We start from the raw sequence: 18,028 nt of genomic DNA on the forward strand, positions 1-18,028 counted from the left end.
GGGTTCTCCTCCTCATACTGCGGTCACTGACATGCATGAGTATGCAGAGCACTGCATGATTCGTCAATCCGCCGTGCGTCCGGGATCACCGCGAGAAGCGGTTTTTGGTCAGGCCGAGAAGAATTTGAAGATCCTTTGAACGCGGGAAACCGCTTACTCGTACCTCTCGCCGAACGCAGGCGCCGCGTTTCGCACACCGAGGACACCCCCCGTCCCCCGACCCCTAGTGAGGCATCCGCATGTCCAGGGCTCTTCCGAAGTACAACAAGCGTCGCGTCGCGTTCATCGGCGGCGCCGCCGCGGTGGCACTGTCCGGCACGGTGATCGCCGGCTTCGCCCTCGCCGGGGAGACGCCCGCGAGCGGTGGGACGAACGCCCGGACGCTGGCGGGTCCCGGCACCATCTCGTGCCCGGACGTCACCGGGCAGCTGCCCGCGGTCCCCGCCTCGGCGCAGGCGGAGGTCGACAGCAACCTCGCCCAGCTGAACACCCAGATCCAGGAGGCCAACAAGCGCCTCGTCGACACCGTCGGCCAGGGCGGACCCAACTTCGTCCAGAACGCCATCCTCGGCCCCCTCGAGGACAAGCGCGTCGCCGCCCTCAACCGCATCGAGACCGCCATCGGCCGCGCCGCCGAGAAGCCCGAGGGCCTCGAGGCCTTCGCCGCCTGCCAGCTCAACGCCGACGGCGGAGCCGGGGCGGGCGAGGCGGCGGAAGGCGAGGCGGGCGCCGGTGCGGAGGCCGGTGCGGGTGCCGAGGCCGGTGCGGAAGCGGGCGCCGAGGCCGGTGCGGAAGCGGGTGCCGAGGCCGGTGCGGAAGCGGGTGCGGGCGCCGAGGCCGGTGCGGGTGCCGGCGAGGACGCGGGCGCGGGTGCGGGCGAGGCGGGGAACGCCGGGGCCGGCGCGATCAGCTGCCCGGACGTCACCGGGGAGCTTCCCGCGATCCCGGCCTCGGCGCAGGCCGAGGTCGACCGCAACCTGGCGCAGCTGGACACCCAGATCCAGGAGGCCAACAAGCGCCTCGTCGACACCGTCGGCCAGGGCGGACCCAACTTCGTCCAGAACGCCATCCTCGGCCCGCTCGAGGACAAGCGCGTCGCCGCCCTCAACCGCATCGAGACCGCCATCGGCCGCGCCGCCGAGAAGCCCGAGGGCCTCGAGGCCTTCGCCGCCTGCCAGCTCAACCAGTGAGGTGACAGGCGCTGTGGCCGCCCCGAGTGAGCGCCGGCCGGGGCGGCCACGGACAGGCGTCTGAGCGCGGGGTCCGGCAGAGGTGACCGGATCCCGCAATTCCTTAGACAGTCGAAATACCTGCGCCCATCATCCCGATCATGGGAAAGACGCATGAGCGCATAGAAGGCCGGCTCCGCTCGTTCATCGAGGCGCAGCCGGTCTTCTTCACCGCCACCGCTCCACTGTCCGCCGACGGCACGGTCAACCTCTCCCCCAAAGGCCTCAAGGGCTCCTCGGTGGTGCTCGACGAGCACACCGTGGCCTACCTCGACTTCGCCGGCTCCAACGCCGAGACCATCGCCCATCTGCGGGAGAACGGGCGGATCACGCGGGGCGAGCCTGTCTTCCGCGACGACCCGCGCTTCCCGGAACTCCTCGCCCGCTTCCCGGACATCGACCCGACGCGGCACGGCCTGCGCGCGATCATCGTCGTGACGGCCGAACTCGTCCGCGACACCTGCGGCTACGCGGTGCCCTTCATGGCGTACGAGACGGACCGCGATCTGCACGGCAAGCGTTTCGCGCGTGAGGACGACGCCTCGCTCGATGCCTACTTCACCAAGAAGGAACACATCGCGACCAGCCTGGACGGACTACCCGGGCTGCCGTTGCCGCTGCCTCCCTCTACGGTCTGAGACATGCGCCCCGGTGCCGTCGCCCTCGCCGTCTCCTCCCTCCTCGCGCTCGGCGCCGGGCCGTCCGCCCCTTCGCCGCCACTGCCGGCCCGGATGGCGGACACGGGCGGCGGTACCCAGCTGATCACCGCGGTGGCCCCGAAACGGGCCTCCACCACGGGCACGGTCACCTGGTGGGACCTCAGGGGCGGACGGTGGGTCAGGACCGGCTCCGCGCCCGCGCGCTTCGGAGCGAACGGACTCGTCGAGGGCGCCGCCCGCGCGCAGGGCACGGACACGACACCCACGGGCCTGTACGGACTGCCGTACGCCTTCGGCATCGAGGCGGCACCGCGCGGGACGGCGTACACCTACCGCCGGGTGCACCGGGACTCCTGGTGGTGCCAGGACAACGACTCCCGCTCCTACAACCGCTGGACCGAGCCCCGCGCGGCCGACTGCCGGGCCGCCGAGTCCGAGCAGCTGATCACCTACCGGGCGCAGTACGCGCACGCGCTCGTCATCGACTTCAACTACGAGCGTCCCGTTCGGGGACGTGGCGCGGGCATCTTCCTGCATGTCAACGGGCGGGGAGCGACGGCCGGCTGCGTCTCCGTGCCGAAGGACGCCATGCGGCGGATCCTCACCTGGGCCGACCCGGCGAAGCGGCCCCACATCGCCGTCGGGACGACGAGCGGGACCACCGCCGTCACGCGCTACTGAAGCGGGGACGCCGCGCGGGCACGCGGCGTGTGTTACCGCCGGTCACTCCCGTCCGCACATGACTCGGTACCCGGCTGAACACTCCCGTGTCCCGGCACGTATCTGTGGGCCAAGGGTCAAGTCCCCACGGAGGAACCGTGACCACCACGCTCGCAGGCGGCCGTGCCGCCCGTCGCCAGACGATGCGCCGCATCCGCCCGCGCCGCTCCCCGGCCGTCCCGCTGCTGATCGCCCTGTGGGCGGGAGCGGCGGCCGTGCTGTGGCTGTGGTGGGACAACACACCGTCCCTCGCGGACACGACGAGCAAGATCCTGGCCGCCGGCCGGATCACCGGCCTGCTCGCCGGCTACCTCATGGCGCTGGTGGTGCTCCAGATGGCCCGGGTGCCCGCGCTGGAGCGACGGGTGGGCACCGACCGGGTCGCACGCTGGCACGCCATGACCGGCCGCTACACGCTCTGCCTGGTCCTCGCCCATGTCTTCCTCACCATGTGGGGCTACGCCCTGCAGGCGGGCAAGACGCTCGGCGACATCGTCCAGCAGACGACCGACTCCATCAACCAGCTGCCGGACATGGGCAAGGCCGCCATCGGCACGGGCCTGCTGTTCCTCATCGGGATCCTCTCGATCGGCGGGGTTCGCCGCCTGATCGGGTACGACACCTGGTACCACGTGCACCTGCTCACCTACGCGTCGGTGTACCTGACGTTCTGGCACCAGATCACGACCGGCAACGAGTTCGCCGTCGAGCCGACCGCGAAGACCTTCTGGTACGGGCTCTACGGCGTGGTGACCGCACTGGTGCTCTGGTACCGGATCATCACCCCGATCCGCCTGAACCTGCGGCACCGTATGCGGGTCGAGGCGGTCATCGAGGAGACCCCGGGGATCGTGTCCGTGCTGATCGGCGGGCGCAAGCTGCACCGGATGGGCGCGGAGGCCGGGCAGTTCTTCCGCTGGCGGTTCAAGGCGCCCGGCATGCGCTTCAGCTCGCACCCGTACTCCCTGTCGGCGGCGCCCCGCCCGGACATGCTGCGGATCACGGTCAAGGCGATCGGCGACCACACCTCCCGGCTGCGCGAGCTCACGCCCGGCACCAAGGTGTGGGCCGAGGGCCCGTACGGCGCGATGACCGCGCAGCGCCGCAGCCGCGGCAAGGTGCTCCTGGTGGCGGGCGGTGTCGGCATCACCCCGATGCGGGCCCTGTTCGAAACGCTGCCGGGCTCGTCCGGCGACATCACGCTCCTCTACCGGGCCAACAGCACCCAGGACCTGGCCCTGTGGGGCGAGCTGGCCAAGATCGCCGACGAGCGGGGCGCGCGGCTGATGTACGCGGTCAACAGCCCCGACGGGGAACGCCCCGACATCTCCGCGGAGTCCCTCCAGCGGAAGATCCCCGACGTCGGCAACCACGACGTCTTCATGTGCGGGCCGCCCGGCTTCGCGCAGTCGGTCTACGAGGCACTGCGCGGCGCGGGAGTCCCCGCCCGCCGTATCCATCACGAGTCGTTCGAGATGTGAGCGACGGGACATCAACGGCCCTTCAGGAGCTTGAGAAACGATGAGGAAGAGTCACCCCGTCCGGCGTGCCGTGCTCGCCGGCGCAGCCACCGTCTCCGGGATCGTGCTGCTGCTGTCCATGAAGCCGGCCTCCGACCCGGGCGGTGCCCAGGCGGCCGGCGGCCAGGTCCCGCCCGCGGCGGCCGGGCAGGCGCCGCAGGGCGGCGTGAACGGCGCCGTCACCGGTGACGCGCAGCAGACGCAGTACGGCCCGGTGCAGGTCCGCCTGACCATGAGCGGCGGAAAGATCACCCAGGCCGAGGCGGTCCAGGCCCCCAAGGGCGGCCGCAGCGACCAGATCACCGCCAGCTCGGTGCCCCGCCTCAACCAGGCGGCGGTCGCCGCGCAGAACGCGGAGATCGACGCCGTCTCCGGGGCGACGTACACCAGCGCCGGCTACAAGAAGTCCCTCCAGTCGGCCCTGGACAAGGCCAAGGCAGCGGGCGGCGCCGCGCAGGGCTCGGGCAACGCCCAGACCCTCACCGGCGATGTCGCGCAGACGCAGTACGGCCCGGTCCAGGTCCGGGTCACCGTCGCCGGCGGGAAGATCACCAAGGCCGAGGCGGTCCAGGCCCCCAAGGGCGGCCGCAGCGACCAGATCACCTCCTCCTCCGTCCCCCGCCTCAACCAGGCGGCGGTCGCGGCGGGGAACGCGCAGATCGACGCCGTCTCGGGCGCCACCTACACGAGCGCGGGCTACAAGAAGTCGCTGCAGTCCGCGCTGGACAAGGCTCCGGCAGGAGGAGGCGGCGCCGCGCAGGGCTCCGGGGCGGGCAGCGCCCAGGCGAAGACGGTCACGGGCACGGCCTCGCAGACCCAGTACGGCCCCGTCCAGGTCCGTATCACCGTCGCGGGCGGGAAGATCACCAAGGCCGAGGCGGTCCAGGCCCCCAAGGGCGGCCGCAGCGACCAGATCACCTCCTCCTCCGTCCCCCGCCTCAACCAGGCCGCCGTGGCGGCCGGGAACGCGCAGATCGACGCGGTCTCCGGAGCCACCTACACCAGCGCGGGCTACAAGAAGTCCCTCCAGTCGGCGCTGGACCAGGCCGGTGGCTGACACGGTGGCCGACCCCGCACAGGCTCCCGCCGCGGTACGTCATGTGGAAGAGACGATGGGGACCGTCTTCTCCCTCGACGTCCGCGGCGGGGAACCGGCCGCCGTGCGCGCGGCCCTGGACGAGGCCGTCGCCGGACTGCACCGCGTCGACGAGGTGTTCAGCACCTACCGCGAGGACAGCCAGATCGCCCGGCTGCAACGCGGGGAACTGACCGTCGCGGAGTGCGATCCCGAGGTCGCCGAGGTCCTGGAGCTGGCGGCCGAGGCGGAGCGGCTGAGCGACGGCTGGTTCAGCACGTCGTACCAGGGCCGTCTCGACCCGACCGGCATCGTCAAGGGCTGGGCGGTCGAGCGGGCGGCCCGGGGGTTGTCGGCGGTGCCGGGGGTGTGCGGGGTGAGCGTCAACGGCGGCGGCGATGTGCAGTTGCTCGGGGCGCCGGGGGCGCAGCGGCCGTGGCGGGTGGGAGTGTCGGACCCGTTGCGGCCGGGGGGTCTCGCGGCTGTCGTCTCGGCGGCCGGGGTGGACGAGTTGTCCGTGGCCACGTCCGGTACGGCGGAGCGGGGCGCGCACATTCTCGACCCGCGTACGGGGCATTCCGCCGTGACCGACCTGGTCGCCGTGACCGTGGTCGGGCCTCGACTGACCTGGGCGGACTGCTGGGCCACGGCGGCCTTCGCGATGGGGTCGCGGGAGGGCTTGGCCTGGCTGGAGTCCCTGCCGGATGTCGAGGCGCTGCTGATCACGGCCGGGGATGAGGTGCGCTGCACTGGGGGTTTGGCGGGGCGGCTGGGGTGAGTGGGGCTGCGCCCACCCGTGGCCGCCCTTAGCGGCACGTATGCCCGCAGCTGGGCCAACCCAGGGGCGCGGGGAACTGCGCGATCAGCCACAGCTCACCCGCACCCGAAGGGCAACCCTCAGTGCCCGTTCTGCGCCAGCCTCAGCAAGTGCTCCGCCAGCGCCTGACCCCCATCAGGCTCCCGGCTGATCAGCAGCAACGTGTCATCACCGGCGATCGTCCCCAGGATGTCGTGCAGCTCGGCCTGGTCGATCGCCGAGGCCAGGAACTGCGCGGCCCCCGGCGGCGTACGCAACACCACGAGATTCGCCGAAGCCTCCGCTGAGATGAGCAGTTCCTGCGACAGCCGCCGCATCCGCTCTTCCTTCGCCGACCCGCCCAGCGGCGCCCGGGGCGTACGGAAGCCGCCCTCACTCGGCACCGCGTAGATCAGGTCACCGTCGGTGTTGCGGATCTTCACCGCGTTCAGCTCGTCCAGGTCCCGGCTGAGCGTCGCCTGCGTGACGCTCAGCCCGTCGTCGGCGAGCAGCTTCGCCAGCTGGCTCTGCGACCGCACCGGCTGCCGGTTGAGGATGTCCACGATCCGGCGGTGGCGTGCGGTGCGGGTCTGCGGCACGGCGGACCCGTTCGCCCCCTGCTCGTGCTCCTGCGCCTGGCTCATCGTCGTCTCATTCTCCGGATCGTCCGTCCCCGCTCACTGCCTGGAGGATGCCGGGCAGCGCCCCGAGGAAGGCGTCCACCTCGTCGTCGCCGAGGTTCAGCGGCGGCATCAGCCTGACGACGTCCGGGGCGGGCACGTTCACCAGGAAACCGGCCTCCTGAGCCGCCTGGCGCACCTGGGGCGCGAGAGGCTCGGTGAGCACGATACCCAGGAGTAGGCCCGCGCCCCGGACAAAATCGATCAACTCGTGGCCGAGGCCTTCGATCCCGTCCCGCAACGTCGCGCTCTGCCGCTTGACGTTCTCCAGCAACCCCTCGTTCTCGATGGTGTCGAGGACGGCGAGCCCGGCCGCGCAGGCGACGGGGTTCCCGCCGAACGTCGTGCCGTGGTGCCCGGGCTGGAGCAGCTCCGCGGCCCGCCCGAAAGCGACGGTCGCGCCGAGCGGCAGCCCGCCGCCGAGCTGCTTGGCGAGGGTGACGATGTCGGGCAGGACACCCTCGTGGGCCTGGTACTCGAACCAGTGCCCGGTACGGCCGATGCCGGTCTGCACCTCGTCGAGGACGAGCAGCGCCCCGGTCGAGGCGGTGATGGCACGGGCGGCCTTGAGGTAGCCGGCGGGCGGGACGACGACGCCGAGCTCGCCCTGGATCGGCTCGATGATGACGAGCGCGGTCTCCTCGGTCACCGCGGCGGCCAGCGCCTGCGCGTCGCCGAAGGGGACGTGGGTGACGTCGCCGGGCAGCGGCAGGAACGGCTCCCGCTTGCCGGGCTGGCCGGTCATCGCCAGGGCGCCCATGGTCCGCCCGTGGAAGGCGCCCTCGGTGGCCACCACATGAGTCCGCCCGGTCAGCCGGCCGATCTTGAAGGCGGCCTCGTTGGCCTCGGCGCCGGAGTTGCAGAAGAAGACCTTGCCGTCCCGGCCGAAGAGGCGGAGCAGCCGCTCGGCGAGGGCGATGGTCGGCTCGGCCATGAAGAAGTTGGAGATGTGGCCGAGGGAGCCGATCTGGCGGCTCACGGCCTCGACGATCGCCGGGTGGGCGTGGCCGAGGGCGTTGGTGGCGATGCCGCCGACGAAGTCGAGGTAGGAGGTGCCGTCGGCGTCCCAGACGCGGGTGCCCTCGCCGCGTGCCAGGGGCAGCAGCGGGGTGCCGTAGTTGTTCATGAGCGCGCCTTGCCACCGCTCGGCGTACTCCTGATGGGCGGTCATGCGGCATCCCCCTCTTGCTCGTCGGGCACGACCATCGTGCCGATGCCCTCGTCGGTGAAGATCTCCAGCAGGATCGAGTGCTGGACCCGGCCGTCGATGACGCGGGCGGTGGTGACGCCGCCCCGTACGGCGTGCAGACAGCCCTCCATCTTCGGCACCATGCCGGAGGACAGGTCCGGCAGGAGCCGCTCCAGCTCGGAGGCGGTGAGGCGGCTGATCACCTCGTCGCTGTTGGGCCAGTCCTCGTAGAGTCCCTCGACGTCCGTGAGGACCATGAGGGTTTCGGCGCCCAGCGCGGCAGCGAGTGCCGCAGCAGCCGTATCAGCATTGACGTTGTAGACATGTCCGTCGTCCTGGGAGCGGGCGATCGAGGAGACGACCGGGATCCGGCCGTCGGCGAGCAGGGCCTCGATGGCGCCCGTGTCGATCGCGGTGATCTCGCCGACCCGGCCGATGTCGACGAGTTCGCCGTCGATCTCGGGCAGGTGCTTGGTGGCGGTGATGGTGTGCGCGTCCTCGCCGGTGAGGCCGACGGCCAGCGGGCCGTGCTCGTTGAGCAGCCCGACCAGCTCCCGCTGGACCTGACCGGCCAGCACCATGCGGACGACGTCCATGGCGTCCTCGGTGGTCACCCTCAGGCCCGCCTTGAACTCGCTGACGATGCCGTGCTGGTCGAGGGCCGCGCTGATCTGCGGGCCGCCGCCGTGCACGACGACGGGCTTGAGGCCGGCGTGGTGCAGGAACACCACGTCCTGGGCGAAGGCGGCCTTCAGGTCCTCGTCGATCATGGCGTTGCCGCCGAACTTGATGACGACCGTCTTGCCGTTGTGCCGGACCAGCCACGGCAGCGCCTCGATGAGGATCTGCGCCTTGGGCAGGGCGGTGTGCTTACGCGTGATGCTCATGACGAGTAGGCGCTGTTCTCGTGGACGTAGTCGGCGGTGAGATCGTTGGTCCAGATGGTGGCCGTCTCGGACCCGGCGGCCAGGTCGGCGACGATGTGCACCTCGCGGTAGCGCATGTCGACCTTGTCGCGGTCCTCGCCGACGCCGCCGTTCTTGCAGACCCAGACACCGTTGATGGCGACGTTGAGCCGGTCGGGCCCGAACGCGGCCTTGGTGGTGCCGATCGCGGAGAGCACGCGGCCCCAGTTGGGGTCCTCACCGTGGATGGCGCACTTGAGGAGGTTGTTGCGGGCGATGGAGCGGCCCACCTCGACGGCGTCGTCCTCGGTCGCGGCGTTGATCACCTCGACCTTGATGTCCTTGCTGGCGCCCTCGGCGTCCCGGATGAGCTGCTGGCCGAGGTCGTCGCAGACCTGCCGTACGGCCTCGGCGAACTCCTCGTATTCGGGGGTGACGCCGGCGGCGCCGGAGGCGAGCAGCAGCACGGTGTCGTTGGTGGACATGCAGCCGTCGGAGTCGACCCGGTCGAAGGTCGTCCGGGTGGCCGCCCGCAGGGCCTTGTCCAGGACCTCGTTGTCCAGGTCCGCGTCGGTGGTGAGGACGACGAGCATGGTGGCGAGGCCGGGGGCGAGCATGCCCGCGCCCTTGGCCATGCCGCCGACAGTCCAGCCTCCCCCAGACTCCGTCCGGGGGGACCCCCAGGTCACAACGGACGTCTTGTGGACGGTGTCGGTGGTCTTGATGGCGATCGCAGCCTTCTCGCCGCCGTGCTCGGAGAGCTGGGCGGCGGCCGTCTCGACGCCCGGGAGCAGCTTGTCCATCGGCAGGAGGAGCCCGATGAGGCCGGTCGAGCAGACGGCGACCTCGATGGCCCCCCGGCCGAGCACCTCGGCCGCCTTCTCGGCCGTGGCGTGCGCGTCCTGGAAGCCCTTGGGACCCGTACAGGCGTTGGCACCACCGGAGTTGAGGACGACGGCGGACACCTGACCGCTCTTCAGCACCTGCTCGGACCACAGGACCGGCGCGGCCTTCACGCGGTTGGCGGTGAAGACGCCGGCGGCGGCGCGGCGGGGGCCGGTGTTGACCACGAGGGCCAGGTCGGGGTTGCCGTTCTCCTTGATCCCGGCGGCGATCCCGGCCGCCGTGAATCCCTGTGCTGCCGTCACACTCACGGCGCAACTCCGATCGTCGTCAGTCCCGTGGTCTCGTCGAGACCGAGGGCGATGTTCATGCTCTGGACGGCACCGCCCGCGGTGCCCTTGGTGAGATTGTCGATGGCGCTGATCACGATGATCCGTCCGGCGGCCGCGTCGTACGCGACCTGCACCTGAACGGCGTTCGAACCGTAGACGGACGCCGTGGCGGGCCACTGCCCCTCGGGGAGCAGGTGCACGAAGGGCTCGTCGGCGTAGGCCTTCTCGTAGGCGGCGCGCACGGACTCGGCCGTGACGCCCTCCTTCGCGGCAGCGCTGCACGTGGCGAGGATGCCGCGCGGCATCGGCGCCAGGGTGGGCGTGAAGGACACGGAGACCGGCTCGCCGGCGGCCGCGCTGAGGTTCTGGGTGATCTCGGGCGTGTGCCGGTGCCCGCCGCCGACGCCGTACGGGGTCATCGACCCCATGACCTCGCTGCCCAGCAGGTGGGGCTTGGGTGCCTTGCCCGCGCCGGACGTGCCGGAGGCGGCGACGATCACGGCCTCGTTCCCGGCGAGTCCGGCGGCGTACGCCGGGAAGAGGGCCAGGGAGACGGCGGTCGGGTAGCAGCCGGGCACCGCGATGCGCTTGGACCCCTCCAGCGCGGCGCGGGCACCCGGCAGTTCGGGAAGGCCGTAGGGCCAGGTTCCGGCGTGCGGCGAGCCGTAGAACTTCTCCCAGGCGGCGGCGTCCGTCAGCCGGAAGTCCGCGCCCATGTCGACCACCAGCACGTCCGGGCCGAGCTGCTCGGCGACGGCGGCGGACTGCCCGTGCGGCAGTGCGAGGAAGACGACGTCGTGACCGGCGAGGACCTCGGGGGTGGTCTCCTGGAGCACTCGCCCGGCCAGGGGCAGCAGGTGCGGCTGGAGCGCACCGAGCTTCTGCCCCGCGTTGGAGTTGCCGGTGAGGGCGCCGATCTCTACTTCGGGGTGGGCCAGCAGCAGACGCAGCAGTTCCCCGCCCGCGTATCCACTCGCTCCGGCCACTGCCGCACGTACCGCCATGGAACCTCCTCCTTAGAGAGCATGACTATACGTTTCGCTGCACGTTTATGCAATCCCGGCTTTGTCCCGTGCATGACTGCGGCTTCGGGGAGATCATGGCAGGCGAGAAGAGGTGCGGGCAGGGCTCGGTGGCTGGAACGCGGCGTATGGGGCCGTACCCGGCGTGGGTATGTTGTGAAGGCCCCCGCGACACGCGTGACGGATGCCGACCATGGGTGGCGAGGCGCCGGGGGGCAACCACGGGGGATGCCCGCGGTGTCCACGGGGATGGCTCGCATGGCCCTGCGCATTCACTTCACCGACGACGACCTCACCCGCATCAGGTTCGCCCAGGCACCCGACCCGATGTGGGAAGCCCTGCAGAGCATGCACATGCTCCAGACCCGGGACGGCTGGGCGGTCTTCGGCCGCTGGCGGGCCCGGGTCCGCCCGGCCCTCGGCGCACCGGAACGCCAGCTGCTGCGCCTGGCGCCGCCGGTCGGCTACTCGCCGGACTTCCTCACGCCCGCCGCCGGCGAGGGAGGTCTGGAGCCGGGGATCGACGCCCTGCTGTCCACGCCCCGCGCGCGATTACGCCACGACCTGCTCGAACTCTCCGCCGACGGGCGCAGGCTCCCGCCGTGGGGCCGAGCCCTGGCGGACGGCGACGGGGCGGCGGTCCACCATCTGGGGCGCACCCTGCGGACCTACGTCAGGGCCGGTCTCGCGCCCTACTGGGATCATGTCCGCGCCCGCTTCGAGGCCGAACGCGCCCTGCGCACCCGGACGCCGGGCGCCGGTGCCGGGAGCCTGCTCGGCGCGCTGCACCCGGAACTCCACTGGCGGCCCCCGGTGCTGACGGTGGGCGGGCTGCGCGTGGAGCGGGACGTGCATCTGCGCGGGCGCGGACTGCTGGTGCTGCCGTCCTACTTCTGCTGGCGCTATCCGACCGTGCTGAAGGATGCCGCACTGCCCCCGGTCGTCGTCTATCCCATGACGCACCAGGGCGCCCTGAACCCGGCCGACCGGTCGGCGGGAGACACCCGGGCACCGTCGCGGTCCCTGGTCGCGCTCCTGGGGCGGACCCGGGCGGAGATCCTCCGCCACGCCTCGGAGAACGGCGCCACGACCACGGAGCTGGCCCACGGCACCGGCGTCTCGGCCGCCACCGCCAGCTACCACGCCTCCGTACTGCGGGACGCGGGCCTGCTCAGCACCCACCGGCTGGGCAACGCCGTCCTGCACACCACCACCCCGCTCGGGGCCGCCCTGCTGGACGGGCGCCACGGCTCGGCCGTTTGACGCCCGCCCCCACGAGGGTGTTTCGAAGGCGCTCTAAAGGCGGTGCGCCGGATCCGCCCCGCTGCCCAGACTCTGCCTCAGCGATGTCGACCGCCGGGCGGACAAAGGGGATGCTGCCATGGAGAAACCGGAACCGCGCTGGGTGCTCGCCTTCGACGGGTCGTGCGCGACCTGCCGCAAGGTCTCCAGCGCCGTCTCCCACGCCTGCGACGGCAAGCTCGAGGTGCTGCCGCTGGACGACACCCGGGTACGGGACTGGCGCGAGCGGGCCTACGGTACGGACGCCCCCTGGGCGCCGACCCTGCTGCGCGCGGGCACCGGCCGGGTGCGGGCCTGGACCGGAGCGGCGATGACGCCGCCGCTCCTGCGGCGGCTCGGCCCGCGCTCCACGCTGCGGGTCCTGCGCGCCCTCGGCGACCTGCGCCGGGCGGACGCCCACCACGCCGCCGACCGTCCGGTGACCGGGCGGACCCTCCGGCGGGCGCAGTTCCTGCGCGCCGGGGCCGGTCTGGTGGTGGCGGCCGGTGTGATCATGCGCGGCAGCACTCCCGCCTTCGCCGAGAACGAGCACGAGGCGGCCCGCCGCTGGGTGCTCGCCCACCGCGGCGCGCTGCCCACCACCTACGACGACGTGGTGGCGCACCCGCTGAGCCACCGGCGGGCGATCCACGAGGCGCTGCCGCCGAAGGCCCGCAGCGGCCTGTGGGCCGAGCATCTGCGGCGCTTCGACGCCGACCACCCGCAGCTGAGCGCGGCGCAGCGGCGGGTCCTGGACCGGGCCCTGGCCGTCGCCTCCGACCCGGCGACCTTCGAGGGCGAGCCGCCCGCCGAGGTCGCGGAGCTCGGCCGGTCGGCCCGCGAGGCCTTCGGCCCGGACGGGGCGCGGGCGATGCTGGCGGTGCTGGGCCCGGCGTCCGAGGCGGCGCCGCCCCCGCCCAACTGCGAGTGCAACCGGATCGACGTGTACTGCGGCTGGGACGGCGACTGCATCGACAACGGCTGCCGCCACACGAGCGCGGGCTGCGGAAGTCTCTACATCTATCCGTGCAACGGACTCTGCTTCAACTGACCACGGCGACCGCGTCGCCGTGCGGCGACGCGGAGGACGGGAGTGTTCTCCATGCGTGATTCCGGGGTGCGCTGGATGCTGGCCTTCGACAGTTCGTGCGGTGCCTGTCGCACCATCTCGTCGATCGTGTACGAGGCGTGCGACGGCAAGCTGGAAGTGGTGCCGCTCGGGCGGCAGGACGTACGCGACCGGCGCGAGCGTGCGCTGGGCCCGGACGCGCCCTGGGTGCCCACGCTGCTGGCCGTGCGCGGTGGCGAGGGTGCCGGACCGGACACGAGGGTGCGGGCCTGGACGGGCGCCGCGCTCGCCGTGCCGCTGGCCCGGCGGCTGGGACCGAGGTCCTCGGTGAAGGTGCTGCGTGCCCTGGGACAGGCGCGTGCCGAGGGCACGACGGGCCGGGGCAGGCTGGGGCGCGCCGAGTTCCTGCGCCTGGGCGGAGGCCTCGCGGTCGCCGCGGCCGTGCTGGTGAAGGGCACGACCCCGGCCTTCGCGCAGGACAAGGGCGCGGCGGCGGCCCAGGAGTGGGTCAGCCGGCACGCCGACCGGCTGCCGACCCGCTACGACGACGTGGCCGCCCTGCCGGTCACCCACCGGCGGGCGGTGTTCCAGGCGCTGCCCGCCGAGGCGCGCAGCGCGCTGTGGGTCGAGCACATCGACCGGTGGCGGTCCGCCCACCCCGACCTGACGCCCGCTCAGGCCAGGGTGGTGGACCGGGCCCGGGCCGCGGCGTCGGAGGTGTCGACGTTCCAGTTCGAGCGGGGCCGCCGGGGCACCGAGGAGATGCGCCGTATCGACGCCGACGCCCGTGCCGCCTTCGAGCCGGCCGCGTCGAACGCGCTGCTGGCCACCCTGGGACCGGTCGAGGCCGCCGCGCTGCCGGACTGCGAGTGCAACACCTACAGCGACAAGTGCTGGGGCAGCTCCTGCATCTGGGTGGAGAACTCGTGCGTGCGCTCCGACAGCGGATGCGGAACGCTGTGGACGTGGTCCTGCAACGGGCTCTGCTACGGATGACGGCCGGGCGTGGGCCGCTGCCCGGGGGACAGCGGCCCACGCCGGCGGGTCCTACCTCTGCTTGATCCTCAGAAACGTGACGGAGTCCGCCGGGAAGGTGTACGTGAACTTCCCTGAGACGCCCCGGAAGGTGGACGTCACGGGCGTGACCGGCGTGTCCGTCTCGGTGTTGACCGCGTCCGGCTCGGCGGCCAGCGTGGTCACCCGGGCGGTGGAGGCGACCTTCGCGCCACCCAGGTCGACGGCCGTACGGGCCTCGGCGGACTGGGCGTTGACGACCTTGACGATCAGGTCACCGGTCTTCGCGTCCTTGGTGACGACCTGGCGGAACGGCTCGGCCGGCTTGTCGTCCTTGAAGCTGCCCCACTCCTTGCCGTCCAGGAACAGGGTGACCTGGCGGCCGCGCACCTTGATGTCGATGTCGTAGGCACGGCCGGTCTCGATCGAGCCCGCCTTCGTCATCAGCGTGCCCTTGCCGCCGTCCACGGCCTGCTCGATGGCGCCCTGGGTGTTGTTCCAGCCGCCCAGGTTCCACCAGTAGTAGTTGCCGGTGTCCTTGACGCCGAAGGCGACCAGGAAGCCCTCCTTGCCGGACTTCTTGGTGGCCTTCACATGCAGGTCGTAGTCCTTCCAGGCCGGGTCGCCCGCCGTGACCATGGTGTTCTCGGTCGCGGCGTCCGTCTGGACGTAACTGCCGTCCTGGATGCTCCAGCTGCCGCGGCCGCTGCCCGTCCACTTCGAGGCGTCACCCGAGAAGTCGTCGCTCAGCAGGGTCGAGCCGTCCGCCGAGGTGACCTTCACGTCGTCGTACGCGGCGCTGGTGGCCCACGTGGACAGGCCGACGGCGCCGGTGATGGGGCCGCTGACGTCCGGGGTGGTGGTGGCCTTCGACGGGACCACGCGGTCACCGACGTTGGTCATGAACAGCTTCTGGACCTCGTAGTTGGCCGAGTTCCAGGAGGCCCGGTTGTTGAACCAGATCATGTCCGGCCGCCACTGGACGTAGTCCTCGTTGGCGAGCAGCGGGGCGTACGAGGCGAGCTTGACGATGTCCGCGTTGCGCTCCAGGCCGGTCATGTACGCGGCTTCGGAGAGGCCGTTCTTCCAGGCGTTGCCCTGCGAGGCGTACTCGCCCAGGAAGACCTTGGGGCCCTTGCGGTCGTAGGAGTCGTAGCGGTCGTTGTTCTGCAGGAACCAGTTCGGGCTGTTGTAGTAGTGCTCGTCGACCATGTCGACCTTGCCCTCGCGGTTGAGCTGCCAGGCGGTGTCGAAGGTCGTGCCGGCGTCGTCCGGGCCCGAGTTGGAGATGACGGTGATGTCCGGGTACTTCGCCTCGATGGCGGCCCGGAACTGCTGGAAGCGGGCGAAGAACTCCTTGGGGAGGTTCTCCTCGTTGCCGACCCCGATGTGGGTGAGGTGGAACGGCTTGGGGTGGCCCATCTTCGCGCGCACCTTGCCCCATGTGGAGGTCGCCGGTCCGTTGGCGAACTCGATGAGGTCGAGGGTGTCCTGGATGTGCCGCTTGAGCAGGGCGTCGTCGTCGGTCGCCTTGTTCTGGCCGCAGCCCGTGACCAGCGCGGGGACGACGGGCAGCGGCATGGCGCCGATGTCCTCGGAGAGGCGGAAGTACTCGTAGTAGCCGAGGCCGTAGCTCTGGTTGTAGCCCCAGAAGTTGGCGTTGGTGGCGCGCTCCTCGACCGGGCCGATGGTGTCCTTCCACTGGTAGCTGCGCTTGCGCTGCCAGTCGGACGCCTCGCTGTAGTCCTCCATGGAGCCGGTGTTGACCAGGCAGCCACCGGGGAAGCGCACGAAGCCCGGCTTGAGGGCGGCGATCTTCTCGGCGAGGTCCTTGCGCAGGCCGTTCGGCTGGTTCTTGTACGTGTCGCGCGGGAACAGCGACACCTCGTCGAGCGCGGCGGCGTTCGTCGAGGCCACGGCGAGGCGGCCGCGGTTGCTGGTGCGGGTCGCGGTGAACGTGGCCTTGTACTTGGCCCAGCCGCCCTTCACGGCGACCTGGCGTGCGGTGGCCAGCGCGCCCGCGGTGTCCTTCAGCGAGACGGTGAGGGTGCCGCCGCTCTCGGCACGGGCCCACACGGAGAAGTCGTACCGCTTGCCCTTGTCGACCCGGATGCCGGTGTTGTAGCCGGCGTTCGTGACGGACGCGCCTGCGCCCAGGGAGAGGTAGTTGCGGTTGCGCGTGTTGAGGCGGCCCGCGTCGTTCACGACCTCGGCGGTGCCGCCGACCGCCCAGGAGGTCAGGGGCGTGTAGGAGCCGTTGTCGGCGGTGGAGTACTCGAAGGATCGGTTCTGCACGAGCTCGGCGTACAGACCGCCGTCGGCGGCCCGGTTGATGTCCTCGAAGAAGACGCCGTACATCGTGTCGTCGATCGCCGCGCCCTGGGCGGACGGGTCGACGGTGATCGCGTAGTCGGTGACGTCCTCGGCGTGCGCGGGGGCCGGTACGAGGGCTGCTGCCGTCAGGAGGGCGGTGGTCGTGAGACCGAGTCTCCATCGGGTGCGGGCGGTGCGTGGCATGGATACTCCGCGGCTCTCTGGTAGAGGAGTGTTCGAAATATCAGACATTGATCAGCACTTCGAACGGCAAGATAGGGAGGGGGCTGTGGCGCGTCAATGGGTCGCGCAGCAACGGCTGGGACGGAGAGCGGGACGGAATGGGCGAGTTCTGGCCAGTGCCGGACGCACTGGCGTATCTGGCCGGGCGCTGGAGCGTGGCACGGTCGGTGCGGGATCTCGCGAGCGGCGCGGAAGGGGAGTTCACCGGAACCACCGAGTTCCGCGCGGAGGAGGACGGCGGCCTGCTGCACCACGAGTCCGGCACCTTCGTCTGGCAGGGCGTCGCCCGGCCCGCCGAGCGGACGCTGCGGTTCCTGCCGGGCCCGGACGGCACCGTGGACGTGCGCTTCGCGGACGGCCGGCCGTTCCACGGCCTGGACCTGACGTCCGGGCGGCATGTCGCCGACCACCCCTGCGCGGCGGACCTCTACCGCGGCGAGTTCACGGTCCGGGACGCGGACCACTGGCGGACGGTGTGGCGGGTGCGCGGTCCGGCCAAGGACCTGGTGCTGCGCACCGGCTACGCGCGCGAGGGCTGAACGGACACCCCGTCGAAGCGCAGGTTCCAGCGTCCGCCCCGGCCTGTCACGGAGGTCGTCGACAGCGGGCGCACGTCGATGTTCCAGTACGTCGAGGGCGGCGCCTTCAGGGCGTAGACCAGGGCGGCGCGGATCACGGACGGCTCGGCCACCGCCACGACCCGGCAGCCGTCGTCGACGGGCCGGGTATCGAGCCAGCCGCCGACGCGGGTGATGAAGTCCATCAGCGACTCACCGCCGTGCGGTGTGGCACGCGGGTCGGCGAGCCAGGCGTCCACGGCCTCCGGCTCCCGGGCCATCGCCTCGCCCAGGGTCAGCCCGCGCCAGCGGCCCATGTCGCAGTCCCGCAGGGCGAGCTGTACGAGCGGCGCGTATCCGAGCCCCTCCCCCGTCGCACGGCTGCGCGGGGTCGGCGAGCAGTAGCGCAGTTCGGCCGCGGCGAGCGGCAGCAGCTCCTGGGCGGCGTGCTCCACCTCACTCCAGCCGGCCTGGTCCAGCGGACGGTCGTCCTCGAATCTCTCGGCGAGCAGCGGGGAGCTGCGCGCTGCGGCGACGAACGTGACCCGAAGTGGCATGCGGCGATCGTGAGTGCCGCAAGT

At 71.7% G+C, this 18,028-nt stretch carries 17 protein-coding genes; 10 read left to right on the forward strand and 7 right to left on the reverse strand.

Annotated elements, in window-relative coordinates; genetic code table 11:
* The first annotated feature begins 239 nt into the window (after window positions 1–239).
* The 6 genes from OHU35_RS08160 to OHU35_RS08185 all read left to right on the forward strand — a co-directional run bounded on the left by OHU35_RS08160 (window position 240) and on the right by OHU35_RS08185 (window position 5,981).
* Window positions 240–1,190 (forward strand): hypothetical protein, encoded by a 951-nt coding sequence (locus OHU35_RS08160; protein WP_405505090.1) that lies wholly within the window; start codon window positions 240–242, stop codon window positions 1,188–1,190.
* Window positions 1,191–1,330: 140 nt separating this feature from the next.
* Window positions 1,331–1,867 (forward strand): pyridoxamine 5'-phosphate oxidase family protein, encoded by a 537-nt coding sequence (locus OHU35_RS08165; RefSeq protein WP_359896718.1) that lies wholly within the window; start codon window positions 1,331–1,333, stop codon window positions 1,865–1,867.
* A 3-nt stretch (window positions 1,868–1,870) separates the two neighbouring features.
* The gene (locus OHU35_RS08170; protein ID WP_189726512.1) at window positions 1,871–2,569 is read left to right on the forward strand and encodes a L,D-transpeptidase; all 699 of its coding nucleotides are present in this window, start codon (window positions 1,871–1,873) and stop codon (window positions 2,567–2,569) included.
* A gap of 137 nt (window positions 2,570–2,706) precedes the next feature.
* A complete protein-coding gene (locus OHU35_RS08175) occupies window positions 2,707–4,089 on the forward strand; it encodes a ferric reductase-like transmembrane domain-containing protein (protein ID WP_189726513.1) in 1,383 nt (460 codons plus the stop codon).
* Window positions 4,090–4,129: 40 nt separating this feature from the next.
* Window positions 4,130–5,185, forward strand: a complete 1,056-nt coding sequence (locus OHU35_RS08180; protein WP_189726514.1) for an FMN-binding protein — start codon at window positions 4,130–4,132, stop codon at window positions 5,183–5,185.
* Window positions 5,186–5,240: 55 nt separating this feature from the next.
* Window positions 5,241–5,981, forward strand: coding sequence for an FAD:protein FMN transferase (locus tag OHU35_RS08185; protein ID WP_189726688.1), 741 nt, complete (start codon window positions 5,241–5,243; stop codon window positions 5,979–5,981).
* A gap of 119 nt (window positions 5,982–6,100) precedes the next feature.
* Here OHU35_RS08185 and OHU35_RS08190 read toward each other — a convergent pair whose 3' ends face one another.
* Genes OHU35_RS08190 through argC form a run of 5 tightly spaced genes read right to left on the reverse strand, consistent with a single transcriptional unit; the run spans window position 6,101 to window position 10,952 of the window.
* Window positions 6,101–6,643, reverse strand: coding sequence for an arginine repressor (locus OHU35_RS08190; protein ID WP_189726515.1), 543 nt, complete (start codon window positions 6,641–6,643; stop codon window positions 6,101–6,103).
* Between the two features lie 7 nt (window positions 6,644–6,650).
* Window positions 6,651–7,850: an acetylornithine transaminase gene (locus tag OHU35_RS08195; RefSeq protein ID WP_405505091.1), complete on the reverse strand. Its 1,200-nt coding sequence runs from the start codon at window positions 7,848–7,850 to the stop codon at window positions 6,651–6,653.
* Window positions 7,847–8,755, reverse strand: coding sequence for an acetylglutamate kinase (gene argB, locus OHU35_RS08200; RefSeq protein WP_189726517.1), 909 nt, complete (start codon window positions 8,753–8,755; stop codon window positions 7,847–7,849). Before argB ends, OHU35_RS08195 begins: the two co-directional genes overlap by 4 nt.
* Window positions 8,752–9,927, reverse strand: a complete 1,176-nt coding sequence (gene argJ, locus OHU35_RS08205; RefSeq protein ID WP_189726518.1) for a bifunctional glutamate N-acetyltransferase/amino-acid acetyltransferase ArgJ — start codon at window positions 9,925–9,927, stop codon at window positions 8,752–8,754. The genes argB and argJ overlap by 4 nt, the downstream gene beginning before the upstream one ends.
* Window positions 9,924–10,952, reverse strand: a complete 1,029-nt coding sequence (gene argC, locus OHU35_RS08210; protein ID WP_405505092.1) for an N-acetyl-gamma-glutamyl-phosphate reductase — start codon at window positions 10,950–10,952, stop codon at window positions 9,924–9,926. Before argC ends, argJ begins: the two co-directional genes overlap by 4 nt.
* 276 nt (window positions 10,953–11,228) lie before the next feature.
* Here argC and OHU35_RS08215 point away from each other — a divergent pair, with 276 nt between their 5' ends.
* From OHU35_RS08215 to OHU35_RS08225, 3 genes are all read left to right on the forward strand, one after another.
* Window positions 11,229–12,233 carry a helix-turn-helix domain-containing protein gene (locus OHU35_RS08215; RefSeq protein WP_405505093.1) on the forward strand — a complete coding sequence of 335 codons (1,005 nt, stop codon included), beginning with the start codon at window positions 11,229–11,231 and terminating at the stop codon, window positions 12,231–12,233.
* Between the two features lie 118 nt (window positions 12,234–12,351).
* Window positions 12,352–13,302: a bacteriocin fulvocin C-related protein gene (locus OHU35_RS08220; RefSeq protein ID WP_405505094.1), complete on the forward strand. Its 951-nt coding sequence runs from the start codon at window positions 12,352–12,354 to the stop codon at window positions 13,300–13,302.
* A gap of 51 nt (window positions 13,303–13,353) precedes the next feature.
* A complete protein-coding gene (locus OHU35_RS08225) occupies window positions 13,354–14,316 on the forward strand; it encodes a bacteriocin fulvocin C-related protein (protein ID WP_189726522.1) in 963 nt (320 codons plus the stop codon).
* A 51-nt stretch (window positions 14,317–14,367) separates the two neighbouring features.
* Here the strand turns inward: OHU35_RS08225 and OHU35_RS08230 are convergent, their stop codons facing one another.
* Complete coding sequence (locus OHU35_RS08230; protein WP_405505095.1) at window positions 14,368–16,851, reverse strand: alpha-L-arabinofuranosidase C-terminal domain-containing protein; 2,484 nt, start codon at window positions 16,849–16,851, stop codon at window positions 14,368–14,370.
* A gap of 137 nt (window positions 16,852–16,988) precedes the next feature.
* On the opposite strand from OHU35_RS08230, the gene OHU35_RS08235 reads away from it, so the two are divergent.
* Window positions 16,989–17,429 carry a DUF6314 family protein gene (locus tag OHU35_RS08235; protein ID WP_405509190.1) on the forward strand — a complete coding sequence of 147 codons (441 nt, stop codon included), beginning with the start codon at window positions 16,989–16,991 and terminating at the stop codon, window positions 17,427–17,429.
* On the opposite strand, the gene OHU35_RS08240 is transcribed toward OHU35_RS08235, so the two are convergent.
* Window positions 17,411–18,004 carry a histidine phosphatase family protein gene (locus OHU35_RS08240; RefSeq protein ID WP_189726525.1) on the reverse strand — a complete coding sequence of 198 codons (594 nt, stop codon included), beginning with the start codon at window positions 18,002–18,004 and terminating at the stop codon, window positions 17,411–17,413. The two genes, OHU35_RS08235 and OHU35_RS08240, sit on opposite strands and share 19 nt — an antisense overlap.
* Window positions 18,005–18,028: the final 24 nt, after the last annotated feature.

The sequence above is a fragment of the Streptomyces purpurascens genome, assembly GCF_045040895.1.
Classification (GTDB): domain Bacteria; phylum Actinomycetota; class Actinomycetes; order Streptomycetales; family Streptomycetaceae; genus Streptomyces; species Streptomyces purpurascens.

Excerpts from the sequence above, each read along its gene's own strand:
- OHU35_RS08235 (WP_405509190.1), top strand. The coding sequence starts at position 16,989 with ATGGGCGAGTTCTGGCCAGTGCCGGACGCACTGGCGTATCTGGCCGGG.
- OHU35_RS08240 (WP_189726525.1), bottom strand. The coding sequence starts at position 18,004 with ATGCCACTTCGGGTCACGTTCGTCGCCGCAGCGCGCAGCTCCCCGCTG.
- OHU35_RS08180 (WP_189726514.1), top strand. The coding sequence starts at position 4,130 with ATGAGGAAGAGTCACCCCGTCCGGCGTGCCGTGCTCGCCGGCGCAGCC.
- OHU35_RS08215 (WP_405505093.1), top strand. The coding sequence starts at position 11,229 with ATGGCCCTGCGCATTCACTTCACCGACGACGACCTCACCCGCATCAGG.
- argB (WP_189726517.1), bottom strand. The coding sequence starts at position 8,755 with ATGAGCATCACGCGTAAGCACACCGCCCTGCCCAAGGCGCAGATCCTC.
- OHU35_RS08230 (WP_405505095.1), bottom strand. The coding sequence starts at position 16,851 with ATGCCACGCACCGCCCGCACCCGATGGAGACTCGGTCTCACGACCACC.
- OHU35_RS08225 (WP_189726522.1), top strand. The coding sequence starts at position 13,354 with ATGCGTGATTCCGGGGTGCGCTGGATGCTGGCCTTCGACAGTTCGTGC.
- OHU35_RS08190 (WP_189726515.1), bottom strand. The coding sequence starts at position 6,643 with ATGAGCCAGGCGCAGGAGCACGAGCAGGGGGCGAACGGGTCCGCCGTG.
- OHU35_RS08170 (WP_189726512.1), top strand. The coding sequence starts at position 1,871 with ATGCGCCCCGGTGCCGTCGCCCTCGCCGTCTCCTCCCTCCTCGCGCTC.
- OHU35_RS08220 (WP_405505094.1), top strand. The coding sequence starts at position 12,352 with ATGGAGAAACCGGAACCGCGCTGGGTGCTCGCCTTCGACGGGTCGTGC.
- OHU35_RS08160 (WP_405505090.1), top strand. The coding sequence starts at position 240 with ATGTCCAGGGCTCTTCCGAAGTACAACAAGCGTCGCGTCGCGTTCATC.
- OHU35_RS08185 (WP_189726688.1), top strand. The coding sequence starts at position 5,241 with ATGGGGACCGTCTTCTCCCTCGACGTCCGCGGCGGGGAACCGGCCGCC.
- argC (WP_405505092.1), bottom strand. The coding sequence starts at position 10,952 with ATGGCGGTACGTGCGGCAGTGGCCGGAGCGAGTGGATACGCGGGCGGG.
- OHU35_RS08165 (WP_359896718.1), top strand. The coding sequence starts at position 1,331 with ATGGGAAAGACGCATGAGCGCATAGAAGGCCGGCTCCGCTCGTTCATC.
- OHU35_RS08195 (WP_405505091.1), bottom strand. The coding sequence starts at position 7,850 with ATGACCGCCCATCAGGAGTACGCCGAGCGGTGGCAAGGCGCGCTCATG.